This window comes from Pseudomonas sp. BN505 (assembly GCF_029873175.1).
Taxonomy (GTDB): Bacteria; Pseudomonadota; Gammaproteobacteria; order Pseudomonadales; family Pseudomonadaceae; genus Aquipseudomonas; species Aquipseudomonas putida.
In genome coordinates this window covers 1-19,087 of sequence record NZ_SSOI01000021.1, presented here as the reverse complement: position 1 = coordinate 19,087, position 19,087 = coordinate 1, and the positions used below count along the sequence as shown (strand labels likewise).

Genomic DNA, 19,087 nt, shown 5'->3' with positions numbered 1-19,087 from the left:
AGGGCCATTCACGGCTGAACCCGCGCCCGCATGGCCAGTGCTGACCTTGTGGGAGCGGGTTCACCCGCGAAGGGGGCGACGCGCTCTTACGGCAAGGCGTAAGAAATCACGTAGTCGCCGCGGTCAGTCGACTGGCGGGCGCCGCCAGCAGTGACGACCACGTACTGCTTGCCGGTCTTCGGCGAAACATAGGTCATCGGGCCGCCCTGGCTGCCCACTGGCAGGCGAGCCTTCCAGATTTCGTTACCGTTGCTGCTGTCGTAGGCGCGCAGGTAGAAGTCCTGGGTGCCGGCGATGAACACCAGGCCGCCTTGGGTCGACAGGGTGCCGCCCAGGGTTGGCAGGCCGATCTTGATCGGCAGGTGCATGCGGATACCGAGCGGGCCGGTGTCTTCAACGGTGCCCACCGGTACTTGCCAGGCCACCTGGCGGGTCTTCATGTCGATGGCGGTCAGGGTGCCGAACGGTGGTGCCTGGCACGGGATGCCGGCTACCGACAGGAAGCGGTTCTTGTTCACCGCATACGGGGTGCCCTTGAGCGGTACTGCGCCCATGCCGGTGTTCAGCGCTTCGCCACCGGAAGATGCACCACCTTTGTTCTGCGACGGAATCATCTGGATCCACAGGCCCAGGCGCATGTCGTTGACGAAGATGAAGCCATGAACCGGGTCGGTGGAAATGCTGCCCCAGTTCATGCCGCCCAGCGAACCCGGGAAGCTCAGCGACAGGTCGGTGCCCGGCGCGGTGTACAGGCCGTCGTAGCGCATTTTCTTGAAGTCGATGCGGCACAGCAGCTGGTCATACGGGGTGGCGCCCCACATGTCCGACTCGGTCAGGGTTTGCGCGCCGATTTGCGGCATGCCCACCGACTTCGGCTGGGTTGGGGAGTACGGCTCGTTCGGGATGTTGCTTGGCTTGACCGGTACTTCCTCGACCTGGGTCAGCGGCTTGCCGGTGGCGCGGTCGAGCACGTAGATCTGCCCGGCCTTGGTGCCGATCACCACCGCAGGAACCGACTGGCCGTCGTCCTTGGTAAAGTCGATCAGGCTCGGCTGCATCGGCAGGTCGAAGTCCCACAGGTCGTTGTGCACGGTCTGGAACACCCACTTCTGGTTGCCGGTGGTGGCGTCCAGGGCCAGCACCGAAGCGCCGTAGGTGTGGTCCAGCTTGCTGCGCTCTACACCGTAGATGTCGGTGGACGACGAACCCATTGGCAGGAACACGGTGTTCATTGCCGGGTCGTAGGACATCGGTGCCCAGCTGTTCGGGGTGCTGCGCACGTAGGTGCTGTCGCCCTGCGGTGCCTGGCGGTCTTCCGGGTTGCCCGGGTCGAAGGCCCAGCGCATTTCACCGGTGATCACGTCGAAACCACGGATCACGCCGCCTGGCATGTCGGTCTGGACGTTGTCGGCAACACGGCCGCCGACCACCACGGTGGTACCGGCCATCAGCGGTGCGGAAGAAAGCTGGTAATAGGAGTCCGGCACATTGCCCAGGCCGGTCATCAGGTTGACCTGGCCGTTGTTGCCGAAGCCCTGGCAGAACTCGCCATTGTCGGCGTCGACGGCAATCAGGCGGCCATCGATGGTGTTGGTCAGCAGACGACGCTGGCAGTTGGCACCGGCCGGCACGCTACCGGCGGCGACCGGCGAGCTGTTCGGCTGGGTCGGCTGGGCGATAGCTGCAGTGGCGTCGAAATAGGCCATGCCACGGCAACGCTGCCAGACCTTGGACTGGGCGTTGATTTCGTTTTTCCACAGCTCTTTGCCGGTATCGGCATCGAGGGCGATCAGGTTGTTGTGCGGGGTGCAGATGAACACCTTGTTGCCGATCTGCAACGGGGTCAGCTGGTCCTCGGCACCATTGCCGTCGCTGAGGGCCACGTCACCGGTGTGATAGGTCCAGGCCACTTTCAGCTTGTTGACGTTGTCGCGGTTGATCTGGTCCAGCGCGGCGAAGCGGCTGCCACCTTCGGTGTTGCCGTAGTGGGCCCAGTCCTTCTGCTCTTTGCCAGCCTCGACCGGGGTCATGCCCGGGCCTTTGCCGGTAGGGGCGACGCTTGGGTGGGCGACGAACATGTTGCCGGCGGCGATCACCAGTGCAACGGCGATCACCCCGGCAACACCGTAGGCACCACGGCCGGCACTGGCGCCGTTGGCACGGGCCAGCAGCGGGTAGACCAGCGCCACGACCATGCCGATCGCAGCAAACATGAACAGGCGCGAGAACAGTGGCCAGAACACCAGGCCGGTGTCGATCAGCGCCCAGATCGCGGTACCGACCAGGAACGCTGCGTACAGCCAGGCACCGGCCTTCTTGCGGCGGGCGATGAGGACACCGGCGATGGCCATGGCCAGGCCGCCGATCAGGAAGTACAAGGAACCGCCCAGGCCGGCCAGCTTGATGCCGCCAGCAGCCAGGAGGAGGCCGAGCAGGGCGATGATCACGCCCAGGCCGATCAGGATGATGTTTGTGGCGCCAGAAGCGCGCGGTGTTTCGTTCATGCCAGGGATCTCAGCAGGTGGAATGCGCGCAGTCTAAGCCCTTAGCTTGCTAATTAACAAGTTGGTACATAATTTTATGAGGCTGATTGTCGCAGGGCTGATCGTGCGATGGTGTGGCTAAAAGTGTAGATCAGGCGTTTAAAAATGCATTAAATGGGGGTTCATGCGCGTTGTGTAATATGCATTCATACTTTGGTCGAGTAAAAAATGGCCAGGTATCACGCTGGCCACGGGGTGGAGCTGGTGTAGAACACTGCCAGCCAGATGGTGGCTGTGCCGGGGGCGGTCCACTCCACGCGGTGGCGGGAGTGGGGCGGGATGTCCAGGCAATCGCCCGGCGCCAGCAAGCGGGTGTGGTGCTCGTGCTCGAAACGCAGGCCCGCAGCACCGCTGAGCAGCACGATCCACTCGCCTTCGGCCTGGTCGTACCAGAAACCGGGCGGGCTGGCCTGGCCGCTGGAGACAATACGTTCCACACGCACGCCAGGGCGGCTGAGCAGCTCGTCGACACGTTCGGCACTGGTGGGGTCGCAGGGAGGCAGGGCAGTCAGCAGGTTATTCGGTGTCATGGAAAGCCTCGCTTTGAAGGTGTGTTGCCACTATGGACGCAAATACCCTGCAGCGCGCTTCTTGACCCGCCCGGCTGTTTGTAAGACCTTTCCGAGATTTGGATGACGGGCAGCAAATGGACAAACTCCAGGCGATGAAGATGTTCGTGGCCACTGTCGATGCTCAGGGCTTTTCTGCCGCTGCGCGCAGGCTTGGGCTGGCCACTTCGTCGGTAACGCGCCTGGTTGATGCGCTGGAAACGGCGCTGGGCACCACGTTGCTCAACCGCTCGACTCGCCAGGTCAGCCTGACCGAAGCCGGCGCCCGTTACTATGAGCGTGCGCGGGGCATTTTCGAGGCGCTGGATGAGGCCGATGCCAGTGTTGCCGACCGTGGCGAGGAGCCTGTCGGCGTGTTGCGCCTGTGCCTGCCGGTGGAGTTCGGCAGGCGGGTCATCGCCCCGCATCTGGGGCCGTTTCTGGCACGGCACCCGGCGCTGGAGCTGGACATCGACCTCAGCGACCGCCTGGATGACCTGCTGGACGGGCGCTATGACCTGTCGATTCGCCTGGGCGACCCGTCGGCCAATGACGAATTGGTGTGTCGCCAGCTCGGCTGCTTCGAGCGTTGGCTGGTGGCCAGCCCGGCTTACCTGGCCGGGCGAGATACGTTGCAGCACCCCCGGCAGTTGCTGGAGCACGCCTGCCTGCGTTTTCGCTACGGGCAGAAAGCGCGCCCCTGGCGACTGGTGCTTGGCCAGGAAAGCCTGGAGTTGAACGTAAGCGGGCCGCTGCGCAGTGCCAATGCCGACATGTTGCGCGAAGCCGCACTGGCGGGCACTGGCATCGCGCTGCTGGCCGACTGGCTGGTGCGCGAGGATGTGCTGGCCGGGCGCCTGCTGCGGGTGTTCCCAGATTGGCGAGCCAGCCCTGGCACGGCCAATGACAGCATCAACGCCCTGTACCTGCCCAACCACCGTAGTTCGCGGCGGGTGAATGCGTTTATCGATTTTTGCGCAGGTTTATTAGGCCGGCACGGCTAGCGTTGCGCTGTGCGCAAAGGCGCGTTGCGCCAGGGTTGGATTCCCGGCTTTGACGCGCTTGGTTAAGGTAGCCGGCATATTCCACCCCTTGTCGAGGAACCTCGCATGAATCCCTCCCTTGCCGCCGCGCAACCTGCAGCCACCGGCCTGAGCCGGGCACTGGTCGTGCTGCTGGCGTTCTGCTGCGGCGCGATCGTGGCCAACATCTACTACGCCCAGCCCATCGTCGGTTTGATCGCCCCGGACCTGGGGCTGTCCACCGAGCATGCCAGCCTGATCGTTTCACTCACCCAGCTGGGTTATGCCCTGGGCCTGCTGTTGCTGGTGCCGCTGGCTGACCTGCTGGAGAACCGCCGCTTGATGGTCGCCACCGCAGTGCTGGCGTGTGTCAGCCTGCTGCTGGCAGGGACCAGCAGCAGCGGCCAGGGCCAGTTGTTCCTGGGCTATGCGCTATTGATCGGGTTCAGTTCGGTGGCGGTGCAGATGCTCATTCCGCTCGCGGCGCACCTGGCGCCGGAGCAGCAGCGTGGCCGGGTGGTGGGTAACATCATGGGCGGGTTGCTGCTGGGGATCCTGCTGGCGCGGCCGTTGTCCAGCCTGGTGGCCGACCACTTCGGCTGGCGCGCGGTGTTCATTGGCGCTGCCGGGGTGATGCTGGCGATCATCCTGCTACTGGCGCTGACCTTGCCGCAGCGGCGGCCTGAACACAAGGCCAGCTATGCCGGGTTGATGCTGTCGTTGCTCACACTGTTGCGCCGCTATCCGCTGCTGCGCCAGCGCTCGTTGTACCAGGCGCTGATGTTCGCAGCGTTCAGCCTATACTGGACGGCGGTGCCCATGGCGCTGGCGGGTGAGCACGGCCTGTCGCAAAGCCAGATCGCCGTGTTCGCCCTGGTGGGCGCGGTGGGCGCCTTTGCCGCGCCCTTGGCTGGCCGCCTGGCAGATGCCGGGTATGCACGGGCCGGCTCGCTGCTGGCGCTGCTGCTGGCTCCGGCGGCCTTGTTGCTGGGCTTGACGACGCCGGGCTACAGCGTGATCGGCCTGGGACTGACCGGCGTGCTGCTGGACTTTGCGGTGCAGATGAACATGGTCATCGGCCAGCGCGAAGTGTATGCACTGGACCCGGCCAGTCGCGGGCGGCTGAACGCGGTGTACATGACCAGCATCTTCCTGGGTGGGGCGCTGGGGTCGGCAGTGGCCAGTGCGCTGTTCAGCCAGTTTGGCTGGCAAGGTGTGGCGCTGGTGGGGGCAGGGTTGCCTGGCCTTGGATTGATCGCTTTTATGGCCAAAGCTTCCCGATCCTGACCGGTATGCGGTCCTACAAAGACCGTGCATATTTGTCCAGGTGCTATCGGCCAAGCGGCAGCGCCACGCCAATCAAGGCAAACAGGCTGCCGCAGCAGCGATTGAAACCTTTGCCACCCTTGGCCAGCCACGGCCGGATGCGAAACGCCAGGCGGGCCAGCACGTACTCGACCAGAAACTCCACACTGGCAAAGGTCGCCGCCATCACTACGAACTGCAGCATCAGCCCGCGTTGCGGGTCGATGAATTGCGGCAGGAAGGCACCATAGAACAGCAGCACTTTGGGGTTGGCCATGGCCGACAACAAGCCTTGGCGGAACAAACCCGCATTGCCGAGCCGTGCACTGCGCTCGGTCAATTCCAGATGCAGGCCCGGGCTGCGCCACAGCTGGATACCCAGCCAGACCAGGTAAGCGCCGCCTACCCACTTGAGCACGCTCAACACCGAAGCCGAGGTTTGCAGCAAGGCGCTGAGGCCAAACATGGCCAGGGCGATAAGCGCGCTGAAGCCAAACACGCCGCCAACAATGGTGAACAACGTACGGCGGGCGCCATACAGGGCGCCGTGAGTCAGGGCCAGCAGGCTGTTGGGGCCTGGTGTCAGCGACAGGCCGATGCTGGCCAGCAGGTAGATAAGCCAGGTGTCGAGTGCCATGGTGCAACGCCTTGTTGATTTGAAGGGTGCCAGTCTAGGGCGCGGTGCCCAGTCAGCAAGGGTATGATCTGGACATTGAATAGTCGTTTCTGGACGCAATGCCATGTTGCCTGATATCCGCCTGCTGATCTTGCCGTTACCGGATTTCGCCCTGCTGCCATTCGGCGGCTTTCTCGACAAATTGCGTTTCAGCGCCGACGACGAAGACTACAGCCAGCAGCGTTATTGCAGCTGGATTGTGGCCGGGCTCACGCTCGACCCGGTACCGTCGAGCAGCGGTGCAGTGGTGCAGGTCGAGGCGGTGGCCGGCCAGCTGGAACTGGCCAGTTTCGACTACCTGGTGGTGTTCGGCGGCCGCAATGCCATGGCTACAGCTGCGTTGGCGCCGCGCTACCAAACCTTGCTCAGGCAGGCCGGCAAAGCCGGGGTCAAGCTGGTGGGGGTCGACAATGGCGCCTTCCTGTTGGCCGCGTGCGGGTTGTTACGGGGGCACAAGGTGGTGGTGCACTGGCGTCACGAAGCCGAGTTTCGCGCCGCGTTCCCACAGTTGCAGGTGCTGCGCGATCAACTGTATTGCATCGACGCAAACCGTATCACCTGTGCTGGCGGCACGGCGGCCATCGACCTGGCGGTGGCGCTGTTGTCACAAGCCTGTGGGCGGAGCCGGGCGCTCAAAGGGCTCGCCGACATGCTGGTGGACGAAACCCGCGACAGCCGCCATGCCTTGCGTTCGCTGGAACTGGGCGCCGGCCAGGGGCGCCAGGTGCAGCGGGCACAGGCCCTGATGCGTCACCACCTGGGCACCCCGCTGGCGGTCGAGCAACTGGCCGCTGAACTGGGCATCAGCCGGCGCCAGCTGGACCGGCAGTTCCACGCCAGCCACGGCATGAGCGCCAAGGCCTGGTGGCTGGAAATGCGCTTGCAGCAGGCCCGCTGGCGCTTGCTCAACTCAAGCCACAGCCTGGCGCAGATTGCCGATGAGGTGGGGCTGGGCGATGCCAGCTACCTGGGTAAATGTGTGCGGCGTCGGTTTGGTTGTTCAGCCCTTGAGTTGCGGGCAGGCAACCCCCCAACCTGAAGCCGCTGCAAAGTTACTGCGGCGTCCCGAATAACCCCGTCCAGTAAATCCCTGCGTCACTCTTCGGGTCCACGGCATAGGCGGCACCCAGCTCACGGAAATCCGGGTTCATCAACGTGGCGCAATGCCCCGGACTCTCCAGCCAGCCATCAACCACCTTGTGCGCGGTGTCACGCCCGGCGGCGATGTTTTCACCGACTTGCTGGTACAGGTAGCCAGCGAGCTCCGCCCGGTCGCCGGGGGTGCGGCCATCCTTGTCGATGTGGTCGAAGAAGTTCTGGTTGGCCATGGCCCGCGTGTGGTTGGCGGCGGCCCCGGCCAGTACCGTGCTCCAGCTCAGGGCGGGGGCTGCGGCGTACGGCTGGCCGCCGCATTGGCGCGGCACCTTGCGGGCAGCGTTGATCTCTTGCAATACCTTCTGCCCCTCGGCCTGCCAGTCGCCCAGGCGACCGCTGAGCAGCGGCCGGGCCAGCACGATGCGCCAGTCGCGGCCCTCCTGGCTGACGCCGATATCGACGAACTGCGGGTCTAGCACCACTTGGCAGAAGCTTTCTTCGATGGCATGCATGGCCGCGCGCGCATCGCGTGGCCCCGACAGGCTGATGGCCTGCACGTTGACCATGGGGTAGGCGGCGCGGGTCATGGCCTGCTGCAAGTCACGGGTGCCCTCTGGTGACAGTGCCAGGCGGGTGTCGCTGTTGAGCGGTGGCAGCTCCAGCGAGGCTTCGCCACCGCAGGGCTGGGCCTTGCTGCGGTAGACATTGATCGAATCGATCAGCTGCGCCTCTTCGCCGGTGACAGCCAGTACCCCGGTCGAGACGACCAGGCCCAGCGACAAGGCGGCAAGGGATGACAGGACGCGCATGTGGATCTCCCTATGACTGGCAGCGTCGTGGTATGCGCTGCTCATCCTACACAAGCTGGGGGCTTTTGGCCCTAGCGGGTGCAAAGCAATGAAAACGCCGGCAATCGTTGCTGGCGGCAAAAGAGGGAGTAGACCACTGGTCGCTGGAAAAGTGCGATGAGTTGCTAATCATTCGTATCGAGCCAGGGCTTTCAGCCGTCTTGGCATCAACGGGCCAACGCGGGGTTCGGCTTGTAGAACAGGAAGTGCGTGGTCTGCGCAGTCTTGCGGTAGGCCTTGGCCCAGTCGGGGTGGACCGTACGGTCGTGGAAGTACAGCGCACCGCCGGTGGGGTCTTTCAATTGCTGGTTGAGCGCCTTGCGTGCGATCTCCTTGGCCACATCGTAGCGTTTCGCTTCCTCGACCTGGTCCGGGCGCCCGTCGCACCACCAGGAAAACTGGCAGGCCTTGGTCTCGACGCCCTGCTTGACCACGCCGCAGATGGTGTCGGGGAAACCATCATGCCCAAGGCGGTTGAGCACCACGCTGGCCACCGCCGACATGTCTTCGGCATCGGCGCCCTTGGCTTCCCAGTAGATGGTGCGGGCCAGGCAGGTGATGCTGTCGTCCAGGGGCGCCTGGCCGGTCGGGTCGACTGCCTGCGTTTCGCTTGAGGTCAGTTTTTCTGTTTTTTTTGGCGGCGGGGCATCGTTGACCACCTTTTTTTCCAGTACTTCGGCCTTGTCTTCGGCCACTGCGGCCTTGGCCGTGTCGGCTGCGTGCAAGGGGCCTGCGAGCAGGGCCGAGGTCAAGCCGATCACTATCCAGACAGGGCGCATGGCGAGGCATCCGAGTGGGGGCTGATTGCCAGTCTAGCCAAGCGTAAGCATTAATACCAAAGGCAGGGTGGCGGCGGCCGCTACGGTCTGCAGGGCAATAATGGTGGCCATCAGCGGGGCGTTGCCACCCATTTGCCTGGCCATTACATAGGAGGACGAAGCAGTCGGCAGGGCCTGGAACAGCACCGCCACCACGGCTGCCTGGCCACTCAGGCCCAGCACGCGGCACAGGCCCCAGGTGGTCAAGGGCATGATCAGGAACTTGAATGCTGACGCCGCCATCAGCGGCCGCACCTGCTGGCCCAGGCTGGCCCCACCCAGCGCTGCGCCCACACATAGCAGGCCCATTGGCAGGGCGGCCTGGCCCAGCGCCTTGACCGTGGGTTCGATGCCCGGCGGCAAGCCCAGCCCCGTTACCCGCAGCAGCAGGCCGCCGGCACAGCCGACGATCAACGGGTTGGCGAAGATTGCCCGCAGCACCGTGGCCGGTGAGCTGTGGCGGGCGCTGAAACGCGCGAACACCAGCACGCAGAGCAGGTTGACCAAAGGCACGATGGCGGCATTGGCCACTGCTGCAAGGGCAATCCCGGCGCTGCCGTAGAGGCCGGCGGCCAGGGTAGCGCCGATGTAGTTGTTGAAGCGGATACCGCCCTGGAAGACCGAGGTGAAGTCAGCGCCGTTGTGGTTGATTGCGCCCTGGTACAGCACCAGCAGCACGGCGCCGGCGAGGGTGGAGAGCATCAGCACGCCGACCATGCCCATCACCGGTACGCCATCGAGGTTGGCCGTGGCCAGGCCGTGCAGGAACAGCGAAGGTAGCAGTACGTAGTAGCTCAGGCGCTCGGCGCCGGGCCAGAAACTCTCGGCCAGAAAGCCGCGCAGGCGCAGGAAAGTACCCAGGGTAATCAGCAGGATGATCGGTAGCAGGGTGGTCAGCAGCAAGTGAAGCATGGTCGACGTTCCGTGGCCGGGTACGCGCACAGACTACTGCTGAGGGCTGATCTGTAAAAACGTTGTTTTCTGCACTGACTGTTGAGAAAAAATGCATGGTTTAGGCATTACGCGCTCCCACAGAGATCCCGCCAGGACAATCACTGCTTGCAACTACGCCTCAAGCGCAGTCTTCAACACCGCGCTCAAATGCCGCCGTTGGCTTTTCTCATGCTCCAGCAACACCACACGGCGGGTCATTTGCGGTTGGCCAAACGGCAGGCAGGTGGCCGGCGGCAGGCGTTTCAGGTCGTCGTCTGCCATGGGGATGATCGCGACACCCAGGCCCATGACGGCCATGCTTGCCAACGCTTCCTGGCTGTCCAGTTCCATCTGTTCGCTCACTTGCAAATGCTGGCGGCGCAGTTCCTGCTCGATCTGCCGCCCGGCCCAGGCACGCTTGTCGAAGCGCAGGAACGGTTGACTGGCGAGCAGCTGCGGTACGCTGTACCCGGCCAGTTCGGGGCTGGCGATGGCCCAGAAGCGGTCCTCGAACAGCGGTGTGAAATCCAGGCTTTGTGGGTATGGGCTGACCGGCTCAGTGGTGATTGCCGCGTCCAGCTCACCGTCCTCCACGCGGCGTGCCAGCTCCGCCGACATGCCCGAGGCCACGCTGATGTGCAACTGTGGGTGGTTGGCCTTGATCCATACCAGCGCCTTGGGCAAGCGCCGCGCCAGCACGGTATGGATCGCCCCCAGGCGCAGGCGGCCGCGCAGGCTCGGGCCGCTGGCCACAGCGTCGGCCAGTTCGTCGTAGGCAGCCAGGATGCTCTCGGCGCGGGCCACCGCCAACTGGCCTGCTTCGGTCAGCACCACCTGCCTGCGGCTGCGGTCGAACAGGGGGGCCTGCAACTCGTCTTCAAGGGTCTTGATGTGCAGGCTCACCGCCGAAGGGGTGAGGCTGAGCAGGTCGGCGGCACGCGCAAAGGTGCCGTGGCGGGCGATGGTTACCAGGGTGCGCAAGGCTTTGAGAGACATGCGGAGGAGGTCCGGTTACAAGCTGACAGGGCGGTATTGTCAGGCCCGGCCCTATCGCCGGCAAGCCAGCTCCCACAGGTACTCCACCGGCAGCGGCCATTGTGGTGACCCTGTGAAAGCTGGCTTGCCGGCGATAGGGCCGGTACAGGCCACATTGTTCAGCGCTCAATACGCCCATACGCCTGGCTGATCCGGTCGATCACCATGGCCAGGGCGACGATCGCCAGCCCGGCCTCCACACCTTGGCCGACATTCAAGGTCTGGATCCCCGCCAGCACATCCTCACCCAACCCGCGGGCACCGATCATCGATGCCACCACCACCATCGACAACGCCATCATTACCGACTGGTTGAGCCCGGCCATGATGCTTGGCAGCGCCAGCGGCAGGGCAATGCGCCGCAGCCGCTGCCAGCGGGTTGCCCCCAGGCCGTGTGCGGCCTGCAGCAACGAAGGGTCGATCTGGCTCAGGCCCAGTTCGGTCAACCGTACCAGTGGCGGCAGGGCGTAGATCAGCGTGGCGAACACGGCGGGTACCTTGCCCAGGCCAAACAGCATCAGCACCGGGATCAGGTAAACGAAGGCCGGCAGCGTCTGCATCACATCCAGTACCGGTAACAGCAGCCGCCTCGCCAGTGGCCGGGAAGCCAGTAGTATGCCCAGCGGCACGCCCACCAGCACGCACAGGCCGGTACTCACCAGCACCAAGGCCAAGGTTTGCAGCAGCTTGTCCCACAGCCCGAGCATCCCGATCAAGGCCAGCAGCGCCACCAGCACCGCGCTGCGCAGCAGGCTGCGGCTGGCGTGCCAGGCAAGCAGGCCAACCAGTAGCAACAGCAACCACCAGGGCAGCAGGCGCAGCAGGTTCTCCAGGCCGACCAGCAGTTGCAGCAGCTGGTCAGAAACCGCGCGCAACTGATCGCCGTAATTCAGCACCAGCCAGTCGACCAGCCTGTTTACGCTGTCAGCGAAAGAAAACTGCAGGGCTTGGGGAAAGCCGTTGCTCACAGGCTGCCCTCAACCTTGGTGGCAACCTCGGCAGGCAGCCAGGCTTTCCACACCTCTGGGTTGTCACGCAGGAAGGTGAGGGCGGCCTCGCGCGGTGGCGTGCGCTTTTCGCTCATGACGGCCAGCGCCTTGTTGAGCCGATCGATCGGCAGGTCGACCTGCTCGAACACCGCGACCAGGTCCGGGTAGCCATCACGGAAGGCCTTCGAGACACCAATCGACAGCTTCGCGGGGAGTGAGCGGCTGCCCTTCGGGCTGGGGTTCCCGGGATCGGTCAGCGTGGCCCACGCCTCGGCATCGAACGCTGGCTCTTGCAGGCGGATGAGTTTGTATCGCCCCATCAACGGGGTCGGGTTCCAGTAATAGAACAGCACCGGCTGGCCACGGCGGATGGCCGAGCCGATTTCCGCATCCATCGCTGCACCGGAGCCACTGCGGAAGTTGGTATACAGCTCATCCAGGCCATACGCCTTGAGTTTCTGACTGTTGACCGTTTCCGATGTCCAGCCGCTGGGGCTGTTCAGAAAACGGCCCTTGTCGGGTGACTCGGGGTCGCGAAATACCTGCGGGTAGCGCTTGAGGTCGTCGACGCTGCGTAGGTCGGGCGCCAAAGGCTTCAACTTGCGAGCAGCGTCGCCTTCGATCACGTACGCGGGTACCCACCAGCCTTCTTCTGCATGCTTGACCGTGTCGCCCAGTGCGAATACCTGGCCTGCCTGCTCGGCCTTGACCCAGGCAGGGCTGCGCCCGGCCCACTCTTCGGCGATCACCTGGAGGTCGTTGCGGGCCAGGGCCACTTCCATACTGACGGTGCTGCCGGGGAGGGTATCGGTGGTGTAGCCATACCCGCGCTCCACGATCAGCCGCAGGATTTCGGTGGTGAGGGCACCGCTTTCCCAGCCGATGGCACCGAAATGGATCGGTGGGCGTTGCTCTGCCGATACAGCGTTGTGGGTGTTGGCCAGGCCTACGGCCAGCATCAGGCCGGCCAGCAGCGTTGAAAACTTGTTCATCCAGACCTCGTCGTTTGCCGCGCCTTGGGGGTGGGGGCAAGTGTAGACGACGAGCTGTTGGCGGGGCTCGGGGCCGCGCGGGGCGGCCCCGTTTGCCTCAGACGCGGAACTGGTCCATCAGCGCCTGCTGCTGGTTGGCCAGGCTGTTCAGGGACTGGCTGACACGCGCTGACTCGTTGGCCTGCCCCGACAGCGATTCGGTGACATCGCGGATGGTTGCCACGTTGCTGTTGATCTCTTCGGCCACCGCGCTTTGCTCTTCGGCGGCCGAGGCGATCTGCAGGTTCATGTCGGTGATCACCGTCACCGCCTGGCCGATACGCTGCAACGCAGTCACGGCCTGGCCAACCTGTTCGACACCTCCCTGGGCCTGACGGTGGCTGTTGTCCATGGCACCGACCACTTCGCGGGTGCCGTCCTGCAAGGCCTCGATCACCTGGCGGGTTTCTTCTACCGACTCCTGGGTGCGTCGGGCCAGGTTGCGTACTTCATCGGCAACCACGGCAAAGCCACGGCCGGCTTCACCCGCGCGGGCTGCCTCGATGGCGGCGTTGAGCGCCAGCAGGTTGGTCTGTTCGGCAATCGAGCGGATCACTTCCAGCACCGAACCGATCTTTTCGCTGTTCTGCGCCAAGCCTTCGACTTCGGCCATGGCGTTGCTCATGTCGGCGGCCAGGGCATCAATGCTTTGGGTGGTGCGGTCGATCACTGCCAGGCCTTCGCGGGTGGCCTGGTCGGCATCGCGGGCGGCCTGGGCGGCTTGCGAAGCGCTGCGCGCCACGTCCTGGGCCGTAGCGCTCATTTCGTGCGAGGCCGTGGCCACCTGGTCGACCTGGCGGTATTGCTGCTCCATGCCGGCGCTGGTTTGCGTGGCAATTGCCGAGGACTGGTCGGCGGTGCCTCGTGCAGCCTGCACCGAGCGTTTGACCTCGGCGATGGTCGGCTGCAACTTGTCGAGGAAGCGGTTGAACCAGCCGGCCAGTTCACCCAGCTCGTCCTGCTTCTGGTAGGTCAGGCGGCGGGTCAGGTCGCCTTCGCCGCTGGCAATGTCCTTGAGCATGGCGGCCACGCCGAGGATCGGCCGGGTAACGCCGCGGGCCATCAGCCACACCATCAGCAGGCCGGCAATGGCTGCCGCCAGGCCCAGGCCCAGCTCCAGCAGGGTGCCACTGGTGTTCAGCGCGTCCAGTTCCTGCTTCAGTGTTTCGGCAGGCCCGGTCAGGGCATTTTCCGGCACATCCAGCAGCACGCCCCAGGGTTGCGCGTCGGGGATCGGCCGGAACGCGGCCAGCACCTTCAGACGCTGCTGGTCGTGCAGGATGGTCATCTTGCCATCAGCCAGCTTGCGTACCAGTTCGGCGCCCTTGGCCGAGTCCACCTGGTCGAAGCGCTGGGCCAGCTTGCTGGCATCGGCGCTGTAGCCGGCCAGCAGGCCGACCGGGCTGAGGATACCGACAGTGGTACGGCCCTCGTACAGGCTGCGGCTGGCCTCTTGGCTCAGGGCCTGAAGGCTGTTGAGGTTAATGTCGATGGACAGGGTGGCAATGATCTTGCCGTTGACCGCCAGCGGGAAGACGATGCTGGTCATCAGCACCTGCTGGCCATTGATGTCATAGAAATAGGGCTCTACCACGCACACCTTGCCGGTCGTACGCGGGCACACCCACCAGGTGTTGGCCGGCTGGCCGCTGGGGCCGATCTCGGTGTTGGCCATATCGTGTTCAGGCAGCGCCATGGCGGTCAGCTGGCCAGCGCGCGGCTGCGACCAGTACAGGGCAAAGCGCCCGGTTTCGTTGCTGCCCAGCTCTGCCTTGCCGGCGAACAGGCTGTCCTTGGTGTCCAGCGCGTTGGGCTCGAACACCAGCGACAGGCCGAGCAGGTCGGGGTTGGCCTGCAGGGCGGTGCGTACCTGGCGGGTCATGTCTTCACGCAGGTCAAACGCGTCGAGGTAGCGCTTTTCTGCCTGTTCGCGCAGGAACAGCACCTGGCGGGCGAAGCCGGCGCCGTACTGGTAGGCGTCCATGAACTGGCGACGGATGTTCAGCGCTTGCACTTCACCCTGCGACTCGATGCGTGATTGCGCCGCCTCGGTCAGCATCTGCATGCTGCTGGCCTTGACCAGGTCCGAGCTATGGTCCATCCGGTACAACGACAGGCCGACGAGCAAGGTGACGATGCCAGCCAGGCAAAGGCCGGCGAGCAGGGTGATCTTCCACTGGATGGAAAGTTGGCGCAAAGGCATGGGGGCGGATCCCTTTTTTTGGGCACTAAGGGTTATGGCTTTGGGGCTAGGTTGGGCGGGGAGCCCAACAGCTTATCGGCCCTTTCATTTTTTTCTTTATTCAAACATTCAATTTAAAACCGACCTTCTGTGAAATCCGCCGCAACATGGCGCTTTTGACATCTGCCGCCCACTGCTTCAGAGTGCGCGCTTTTTTCTGTCGTAATGAGGTAAGCCAACCATGAATGCAGTGATCGCCGCGGTCGGCATCATGCTGATACTCAGCCTGTCCCGCGTGCACGTGGTCATCGCCCTGATCATCGGTGCCCTGGTAGGTGGGCTGGTGGGCGGCCTGGGCATCGAAGGCACGCTCAAGGCGTTCAACGGTGGCCTGGGCGGTGGCGCCACGGTTGCCTTGTCCTATGCGCTGCTGGGCGCTTTTGCCGTGGCCATTGCCAAGTCCGGCCTGGCCCATGCCTTGGCTGACCGTGCACTGGCCATGATCGATCGCCAGGGCCACGCCAATGGCGGCAAGGTCAAATGGTTGATGATCGGCCTGATGCTGGTGGTGGCAGTGTCGTCGCAGAACATCCTGCCCATCCATATCGCCTTCATTCCGCTGCTGGTACCGCCGTTGCTGTATGTGCTGACCCGCCTGCGCATCGACCGTCGGCTGATCGCCTGCGTGATCACCTTCGGCCTGATCACCCCGTACATGTTCCTGCCGGTGGGCTTCGGCAACATCTTCCTCAACGAAATCCTGCTGGCCAACGTCGCCCGTGCCGGTGTCGACGTGAGCGGTGTCAACGTCACCCACGCCATGGCCATCCCGGCTGCGGGCATGTTGGCCGGCCTGCTGCTGGCAGTGTTCATCAGCTACCGCAAGAAGCGTGACTACGACCTGGCGCGCATCGAACAGGTGGAGCAGGTGAGCGTGCAGTACAACCCGCTGACGCTGCTGGTGGCGGGGCTGGCAATTGCCGCAGCGTTCATCGTCCAGTTGTTGCTGGACTCGATGATCATCGGTGCCATGGTCGGCTTCCTGATTTTCTCGCTGTCAGGCATCGTCAAGTGGAAGGACACCGACGGCCTGTTCACCGAGGGCATGAAGATGATGGCCATGATCGGCTTCATCATGATTGCCGCCTCGGGCTTTGCCGACGTGATGAAGGCAACCGGTGAGGTGAAGAGCCTGGTGGAAGCCTCGGCCCAGTGGATCGAGCACAGCAAGGGCATCGGTGCCTTGCTGATGCTGCTGGTGGGCTTGCTGGTGACCATGGGCATCGGCTCGTCGTTCTCCACCGTGCCGATCCTGGCCGCGATCTTTGTGCCACTGTGCGTGCAGCTGGGCTTCGACCCGCTGGCCACCGTTTGCATCGTCGGTACTGCCGGTGCCTTGGGGGACGCAGGCTCGCCGGCCTCGGACTCGACCCTGGGGCCGACCTCGGGCCTGAACGTGGATGGCCAGCACCACCATATCTGGGACACCGTGGTACCGACCTTCATCCACTACAACCTGCCATTGCTGGCGTTTGGGTGGGTGGCGGCGATGACGCTGTAAGGGGCGAGGGGGTCAGCCCTTGTCGGGCGGCGGCGAGATGCGGTTGAGCACGGTGCTGCCGTCCTTGCTGCGGGTGAGGTAGACCGGCAGCACCTTGGGCAGGTTGTTGACCAGGCGCGCGACCTCACGGGTGTTGTAGATACCACTGATGCGAATGCGGCCGGTGCTGGCATCTGCCAGCTGGAGCGGCGCGTCGAGGTAGCGGTTGATCACCGGCAGCGCCTGTTCCAGGCTCAGGTTGTCGAGCACCAGCTTGCCGCTGCGCCAGGCCAGGCTGTTGCCGTAGTCGTCGCTCTGTTCAAGCTGCGGCTCGAAGTCGCCCTTGTGATAACTGGCCTGCATCCCAGGGCCCAGACGGTAGCCACCGGTGGTGCCGTCGCTGGACACCAGCACCGAGCCTTCCACCAGCGTGACCTTGACCTGGTCCTGGTATTTCCACACGTTGAATTGGGTGCCAGTGACTCGGGTCTGGCCCCGGCCTGCATGCACGATGAACGGGTGGCTGCTGTCGTGCTGCACCTTGAAGAACGCCTCGCCGCGCTTGAGCGTGACCTGGCGCTGGTCCTTGTAGTTGAGGTAGGTCAGCTCTGTGTGGAGGTTGAGCTGTACGGTGCTGCCGTCGCTCAACTCCACGGTCTGCATGCGGTCGCCGGCTTCGAAATGCTGGTAGTGGTTGGGCAGCCAGCCTTGTTCCCAGCCCATCCAGCCGGCCAGCGGCAGCACGGCCAGGGCGATGGCGGCGGCAGATGCCAGCGGGCGCCAGTTGCGAGGGCGGGCAGGTTGACGGGTGGGTGGGTTGAAGTCGACGACGGTGGCGTTGCGTGGCAACAGGTCGGCGGTTTGCCAGATCTCCAGCATTGCCTGGTATTCCTCGGCATGCCGCGGGTCCGCCGCCAGCCAGCGGGCAAACGCCTCGCGCTCGGAAGCCGTGCAATCATCGGCGTGCAGGCGCATACACCAGTGCGCGGCGGCGTCGGTGATGGCATCGTCAGGGCTGATGTTGAGGCGGTCGTGATTCATTGCGGCTCCGGATTTTGCGTATTCTACCCTTGCTGGAGGGCTCCCGAGAACCGACGTAATGGCGAATGACTATCAGTTGTGACTGTTTTTCGTCAGATTTGCAACGGTTTTTCAGCGTTTGAGAACCCTTCGCGGGCGGCAAGGGAGGATGAAATCCCTGGCGCTGCCTTGCAGCCCATCGCGACACAAGGAGTCGCGTCCCCTGTAGATACTCTGTTGGCGGTCAAGCTTTTCTAAGGTGTTCAGAGCTGAAAAGCTTGGCCGTATCAAATGGTTCATCGCCGCGCATGCATGCCCATATGCCTGTCAGGTACTTGCGCATGACAGCGGCGATCGCTTGCATTTTTTTCTTCCCCCTGCTGACCAGCGATTCATAAAAGGCCTTCGCGTAAGGATCGCAGCGCACCGCCGTCAGCGCCGGCATGTACATGGCCGCCCGTAAATAGGCATTCCCGCTTTTGCCGAGCCGACCAGGTTTATCAATGCTTGTCCCCGACTGTGTCTGTCGAACATCTAGACCAGCATGACGAGCGACCTGAGAGGACTTGAGCATTTGAGGAAGGGTGGTCAGCTCAGCCAAGGCAGCAAGTGCCGAGACTTCTCCCATTCCCGGGCCCGCTAGTAACTGCTTGTACTGCCGGTTAAGCGTCGGACACTGAGCGATCAACTCACGTCCGGCTTTGCGGAAACGCTCAATGCGATTGTCCAAAGTGGCAATCGCTTCCTCTTGATCTTCGATCAGCATCGACACGGTCGTAGCGGTCGCCTGCAATGCATGCAGCTCATTCTTCGCCCTGGTGCGGTGCCCGACCAGACGATTGATGTGCCGGCCAAGAGCCCTCAGCTCAAGCTGTACGGAGCTTGGCGGTGTCCACAAGCGCGGTGTCATACGTTCACCGTACTCGGACAGCAACTGAGCATCTATCGAGTCAGTTTTACTGTTCACCAGCATCAGCTTGGCGAAATTATGGAAGCTCTTGGGGTTGATCACCGAAACAGGAAGGTCCGCAGCATGCAGCTCAAGGGCCAGGTCCAGGTAATAGATTCCGGTCGCCTCCATCACGATCGACTTGGGCTTGAGCGCCTGCAGCTTTTTCACCGCTGCCTTACGACCAGCAGGGGTTTGAGCGATATCCCACTGTCCAGCGGGACGCCCATCTTTACGCACCCCAACGATCGACGTACGAGAACCAATATCCAGGCCCACACAGACATTCATTCTTCCCACTCCCAAGCGAGTTAGGTAACAATGGCCTCCGGTTCCCCGACCTCGAACTTCATGCCGCTGCAACCTTGTAATGCGAAGTCCGACTTGTCGGCTTCTCGATACTCTTCGTAGTGGGCAATGAGGCGGGGGGCCTCTCTACAGACAAGGTCAGGGGCAAACCCTGCCTTCAGGAGCGATCGGCCTCCCCGGAAGTGCTTCTATAGCCTGACGAGAATAACCTCTCTCATCAGGCTAGGCACAACATACAAGGAGC

16 protein-coding genes are annotated in these 19,087 nt (G+C 63.6%); 4 read left to right on the top strand and 12 right to left on the bottom strand.

Translation table 11 applies throughout. The features are described 5' to 3' along the window. Positions 1-86 precede the first annotated feature (86 nt). Entirely contained in the window at positions 87-2,504 is a 2,418-nt protein-coding gene (locus tag E8E78_RS03690; RefSeq protein ID WP_049272828.1) for a glucose/quinate/shikimate family membrane-bound PQQ-dependent dehydrogenase, read from the bottom strand. Positions 2,505-2,722: 218 nt separating this feature from the next. After that, positions 2,723-3,073: a hypothetical protein gene (locus E8E78_RS03685; RefSeq protein WP_016499343.1), complete on the bottom strand. Its 351-nt coding sequence runs from the start codon at positions 3,071-3,073 to the stop codon at positions 2,723-2,725. Positions 3,074-3,189: 116 nt separating this feature from the next. On the opposite strand from E8E78_RS03685, the gene E8E78_RS03680 reads away from it, so the two are divergent. Beyond that, entirely contained in the window at positions 3,190-4,095 is a 906-nt protein-coding gene (locus E8E78_RS03680; protein ID WP_049272825.1) for a LysR family transcriptional regulator, read from the top strand. A 105-nt stretch (positions 4,096-4,200) separates the two neighbouring features. After that, positions 4,201-5,400 (top strand): MFS transporter, encoded by a 1,200-nt coding sequence (locus E8E78_RS03675; protein WP_059395387.1) that lies wholly within the window; start codon positions 4,201-4,203, stop codon positions 5,398-5,400. A 43-nt stretch (positions 5,401-5,443) separates the two neighbouring features. On the opposite strand, the gene E8E78_RS03670 is transcribed toward E8E78_RS03675, so the two are convergent. Continuing rightward, positions 5,444-6,055, bottom strand: a complete 612-nt coding sequence (locus E8E78_RS03670) for a LysE family transporter (protein ID WP_049272822.1) — start codon at positions 6,053-6,055, stop codon at positions 5,444-5,446. Between the two features lie 103 nt (positions 6,056-6,158). On the opposite strand from E8E78_RS03670, the gene E8E78_RS03665 reads away from it, so the two are divergent. Then, positions 6,159-7,133 (top strand): helix-turn-helix domain-containing protein, encoded by a 975-nt coding sequence (locus E8E78_RS03665; RefSeq protein WP_049272821.1) that lies wholly within the window; start codon positions 6,159-6,161, stop codon positions 7,131-7,133. A gap of 13 nt (positions 7,134-7,146) precedes the next feature. Here E8E78_RS03665 and E8E78_RS03660 read toward each other — a convergent pair whose 3' ends face one another. The 7 genes from E8E78_RS03660 to E8E78_RS03630 form a co-directional block, all read right to left on the bottom strand. Continuing rightward, positions 7,147-7,998 (bottom strand): CAP domain-containing protein, encoded by an 852-nt coding sequence (locus E8E78_RS03660; RefSeq protein ID WP_049272820.1) that lies wholly within the window; start codon positions 7,996-7,998, stop codon positions 7,147-7,149. A gap of 206 nt (positions 7,999-8,204) precedes the next feature. Beyond that, a complete protein-coding gene (locus tag E8E78_RS03655; RefSeq protein WP_049272819.1) occupies positions 8,205-8,816 on the bottom strand; it encodes a cell wall hydrolase in 612 nt (203 codons plus the stop codon). 33 nt (positions 8,817-8,849) lie between these two features. Further along, positions 8,850-9,767: an AEC family transporter gene (locus E8E78_RS03650; RefSeq protein ID WP_049272818.1), complete on the bottom strand. Its 918-nt coding sequence runs from the start codon at positions 9,765-9,767 to the stop codon at positions 8,850-8,852. A 153-nt stretch (positions 9,768-9,920) separates the two neighbouring features. Continuing rightward, positions 9,921-10,784, bottom strand: a complete 864-nt coding sequence (locus tag E8E78_RS03645) for a LysR family transcriptional regulator (protein WP_059395386.1) — start codon at positions 10,782-10,784, stop codon at positions 9,921-9,923. Positions 10,785-10,942: 158 nt separating this feature from the next. Beyond that, positions 10,943-11,791 (bottom strand): ABC transporter permease subunit, encoded by an 849-nt coding sequence (locus E8E78_RS03640; protein ID WP_016499352.1) that lies wholly within the window; start codon positions 11,789-11,791, stop codon positions 10,943-10,945. Next, positions 11,788-12,804 carry an ABC transporter substrate-binding protein gene (locus tag E8E78_RS03635; protein WP_049276588.1) on the bottom strand — a complete coding sequence of 339 codons (1,017 nt, stop codon included), beginning with the start codon at positions 12,802-12,804 and terminating at the stop codon, positions 11,788-11,790. Before E8E78_RS03635 ends, E8E78_RS03640 begins: the two co-directional genes overlap by 4 nt. Positions 12,805-12,901: 97 nt before the next feature. Beyond that, positions 12,902-15,046, bottom strand: coding sequence for a methyl-accepting chemotaxis protein (locus E8E78_RS03630; RefSeq protein WP_049276589.1), 2,145 nt, complete (start codon positions 15,044-15,046; stop codon positions 12,902-12,904). A 220-nt stretch (positions 15,047-15,266) separates the two neighbouring features. Between E8E78_RS03630 and E8E78_RS03625 the strand changes: the two genes are divergently transcribed. Next, positions 15,267-16,586 (top strand): Na+/H+ antiporter NhaC family protein, encoded by a 1,320-nt coding sequence (locus E8E78_RS03625; RefSeq protein ID WP_049276590.1) that lies wholly within the window; start codon positions 15,267-15,269, stop codon positions 16,584-16,586. A 12-nt stretch (positions 16,587-16,598) separates the two neighbouring features. Here E8E78_RS03625 and E8E78_RS03620 read toward each other — a convergent pair whose 3' ends face one another. Together E8E78_RS03620 and E8E78_RS03615 are read right to left on the bottom strand one after the other, a co-directional pair. Next, positions 16,599-17,606 (bottom strand): FecR family protein, encoded by a 1,008-nt coding sequence (locus E8E78_RS03620; protein WP_049276591.1) that lies wholly within the window; start codon positions 17,604-17,606, stop codon positions 16,599-16,601. 223 nt (positions 17,607-17,829) lie between these two features. After that, entirely contained in the window at positions 17,830-18,825 is a 996-nt protein-coding gene (locus tag E8E78_RS03615) for an IS110 family transposase (protein WP_016497900.1), read from the bottom strand. Between the last annotated feature and the right edge of the window lie 262 nt (positions 18,826-19,087).

Coding starts and splice junctions, on each gene's coding strand:
- E8E78_RS03625 (WP_049276590.1), top strand. CDS start 15,267: ATGAATGCAGTGATCGCCGCGGTCGGCATCATGCTGATACTCAGCCTG.
- E8E78_RS03680 (WP_049272825.1), top strand. CDS start 3,190: ATGGACAAACTCCAGGCGATGAAGATGTTCGTGGCCACTGTCGATGCT.
- E8E78_RS03660 (WP_049272820.1), bottom strand. CDS start 7,998: ATGCGCGTCCTGTCATCCCTTGCCGCCTTGTCGCTGGGCCTGGTCGTC.
- E8E78_RS03685 (WP_016499343.1), bottom strand. CDS start 3,073: ATGACACCGAATAACCTGCTGACTGCCCTGCCTCCCTGCGACCCCACC.
- E8E78_RS03650 (WP_049272818.1), bottom strand. CDS start 9,767: ATGCTTCACTTGCTGCTGACCACCCTGCTACCGATCATCCTGCTGATT.
- E8E78_RS03620 (WP_049276591.1), bottom strand. CDS start 17,606: ATGAATCACGACCGCCTCAACATCAGCCCTGACGATGCCATCACCGAC.
- E8E78_RS03645 (WP_059395386.1), bottom strand. CDS start 10,784: ATGTCTCTCAAAGCCTTGCGCACCCTGGTAACCATCGCCCGCCACGGC.
- E8E78_RS03665 (WP_049272821.1), top strand. CDS start 6,159: ATGTTGCCTGATATCCGCCTGCTGATCTTGCCGTTACCGGATTTCGCC.
- E8E78_RS03655 (WP_049272819.1), bottom strand. CDS start 8,816: ATGCGCCCTGTCTGGATAGTGATCGGCTTGACCTCGGCCCTGCTCGCA.
- E8E78_RS03675 (WP_059395387.1), top strand. CDS start 4,201: ATGAATCCCTCCCTTGCCGCCGCGCAACCTGCAGCCACCGGCCTGAGC.
- E8E78_RS03630 (WP_049276589.1), bottom strand. CDS start 15,046: ATGCCTTTGCGCCAACTTTCCATCCAGTGGAAGATCACCCTGCTCGCC.
- E8E78_RS03635 (WP_049276588.1), bottom strand. CDS start 12,804: ATGAACAAGTTTTCAACGCTGCTGGCCGGCCTGATGCTGGCCGTAGGC.
- E8E78_RS03615 (WP_016497900.1), bottom strand. CDS start 18,825: ATGAATGTCTGTGTGGGCCTGGATATTGGTTCTCGTACGTCGATCGTT.
- E8E78_RS03690 (WP_049272828.1), bottom strand. CDS start 2,504: ATGAACGAAACACCGCGCGCTTCTGGCGCCACAAACATCATCCTGATC.
- E8E78_RS03670 (WP_049272822.1), bottom strand. CDS start 6,055: ATGGCACTCGACACCTGGCTTATCTACCTGCTGGCCAGCATCGGCCTG.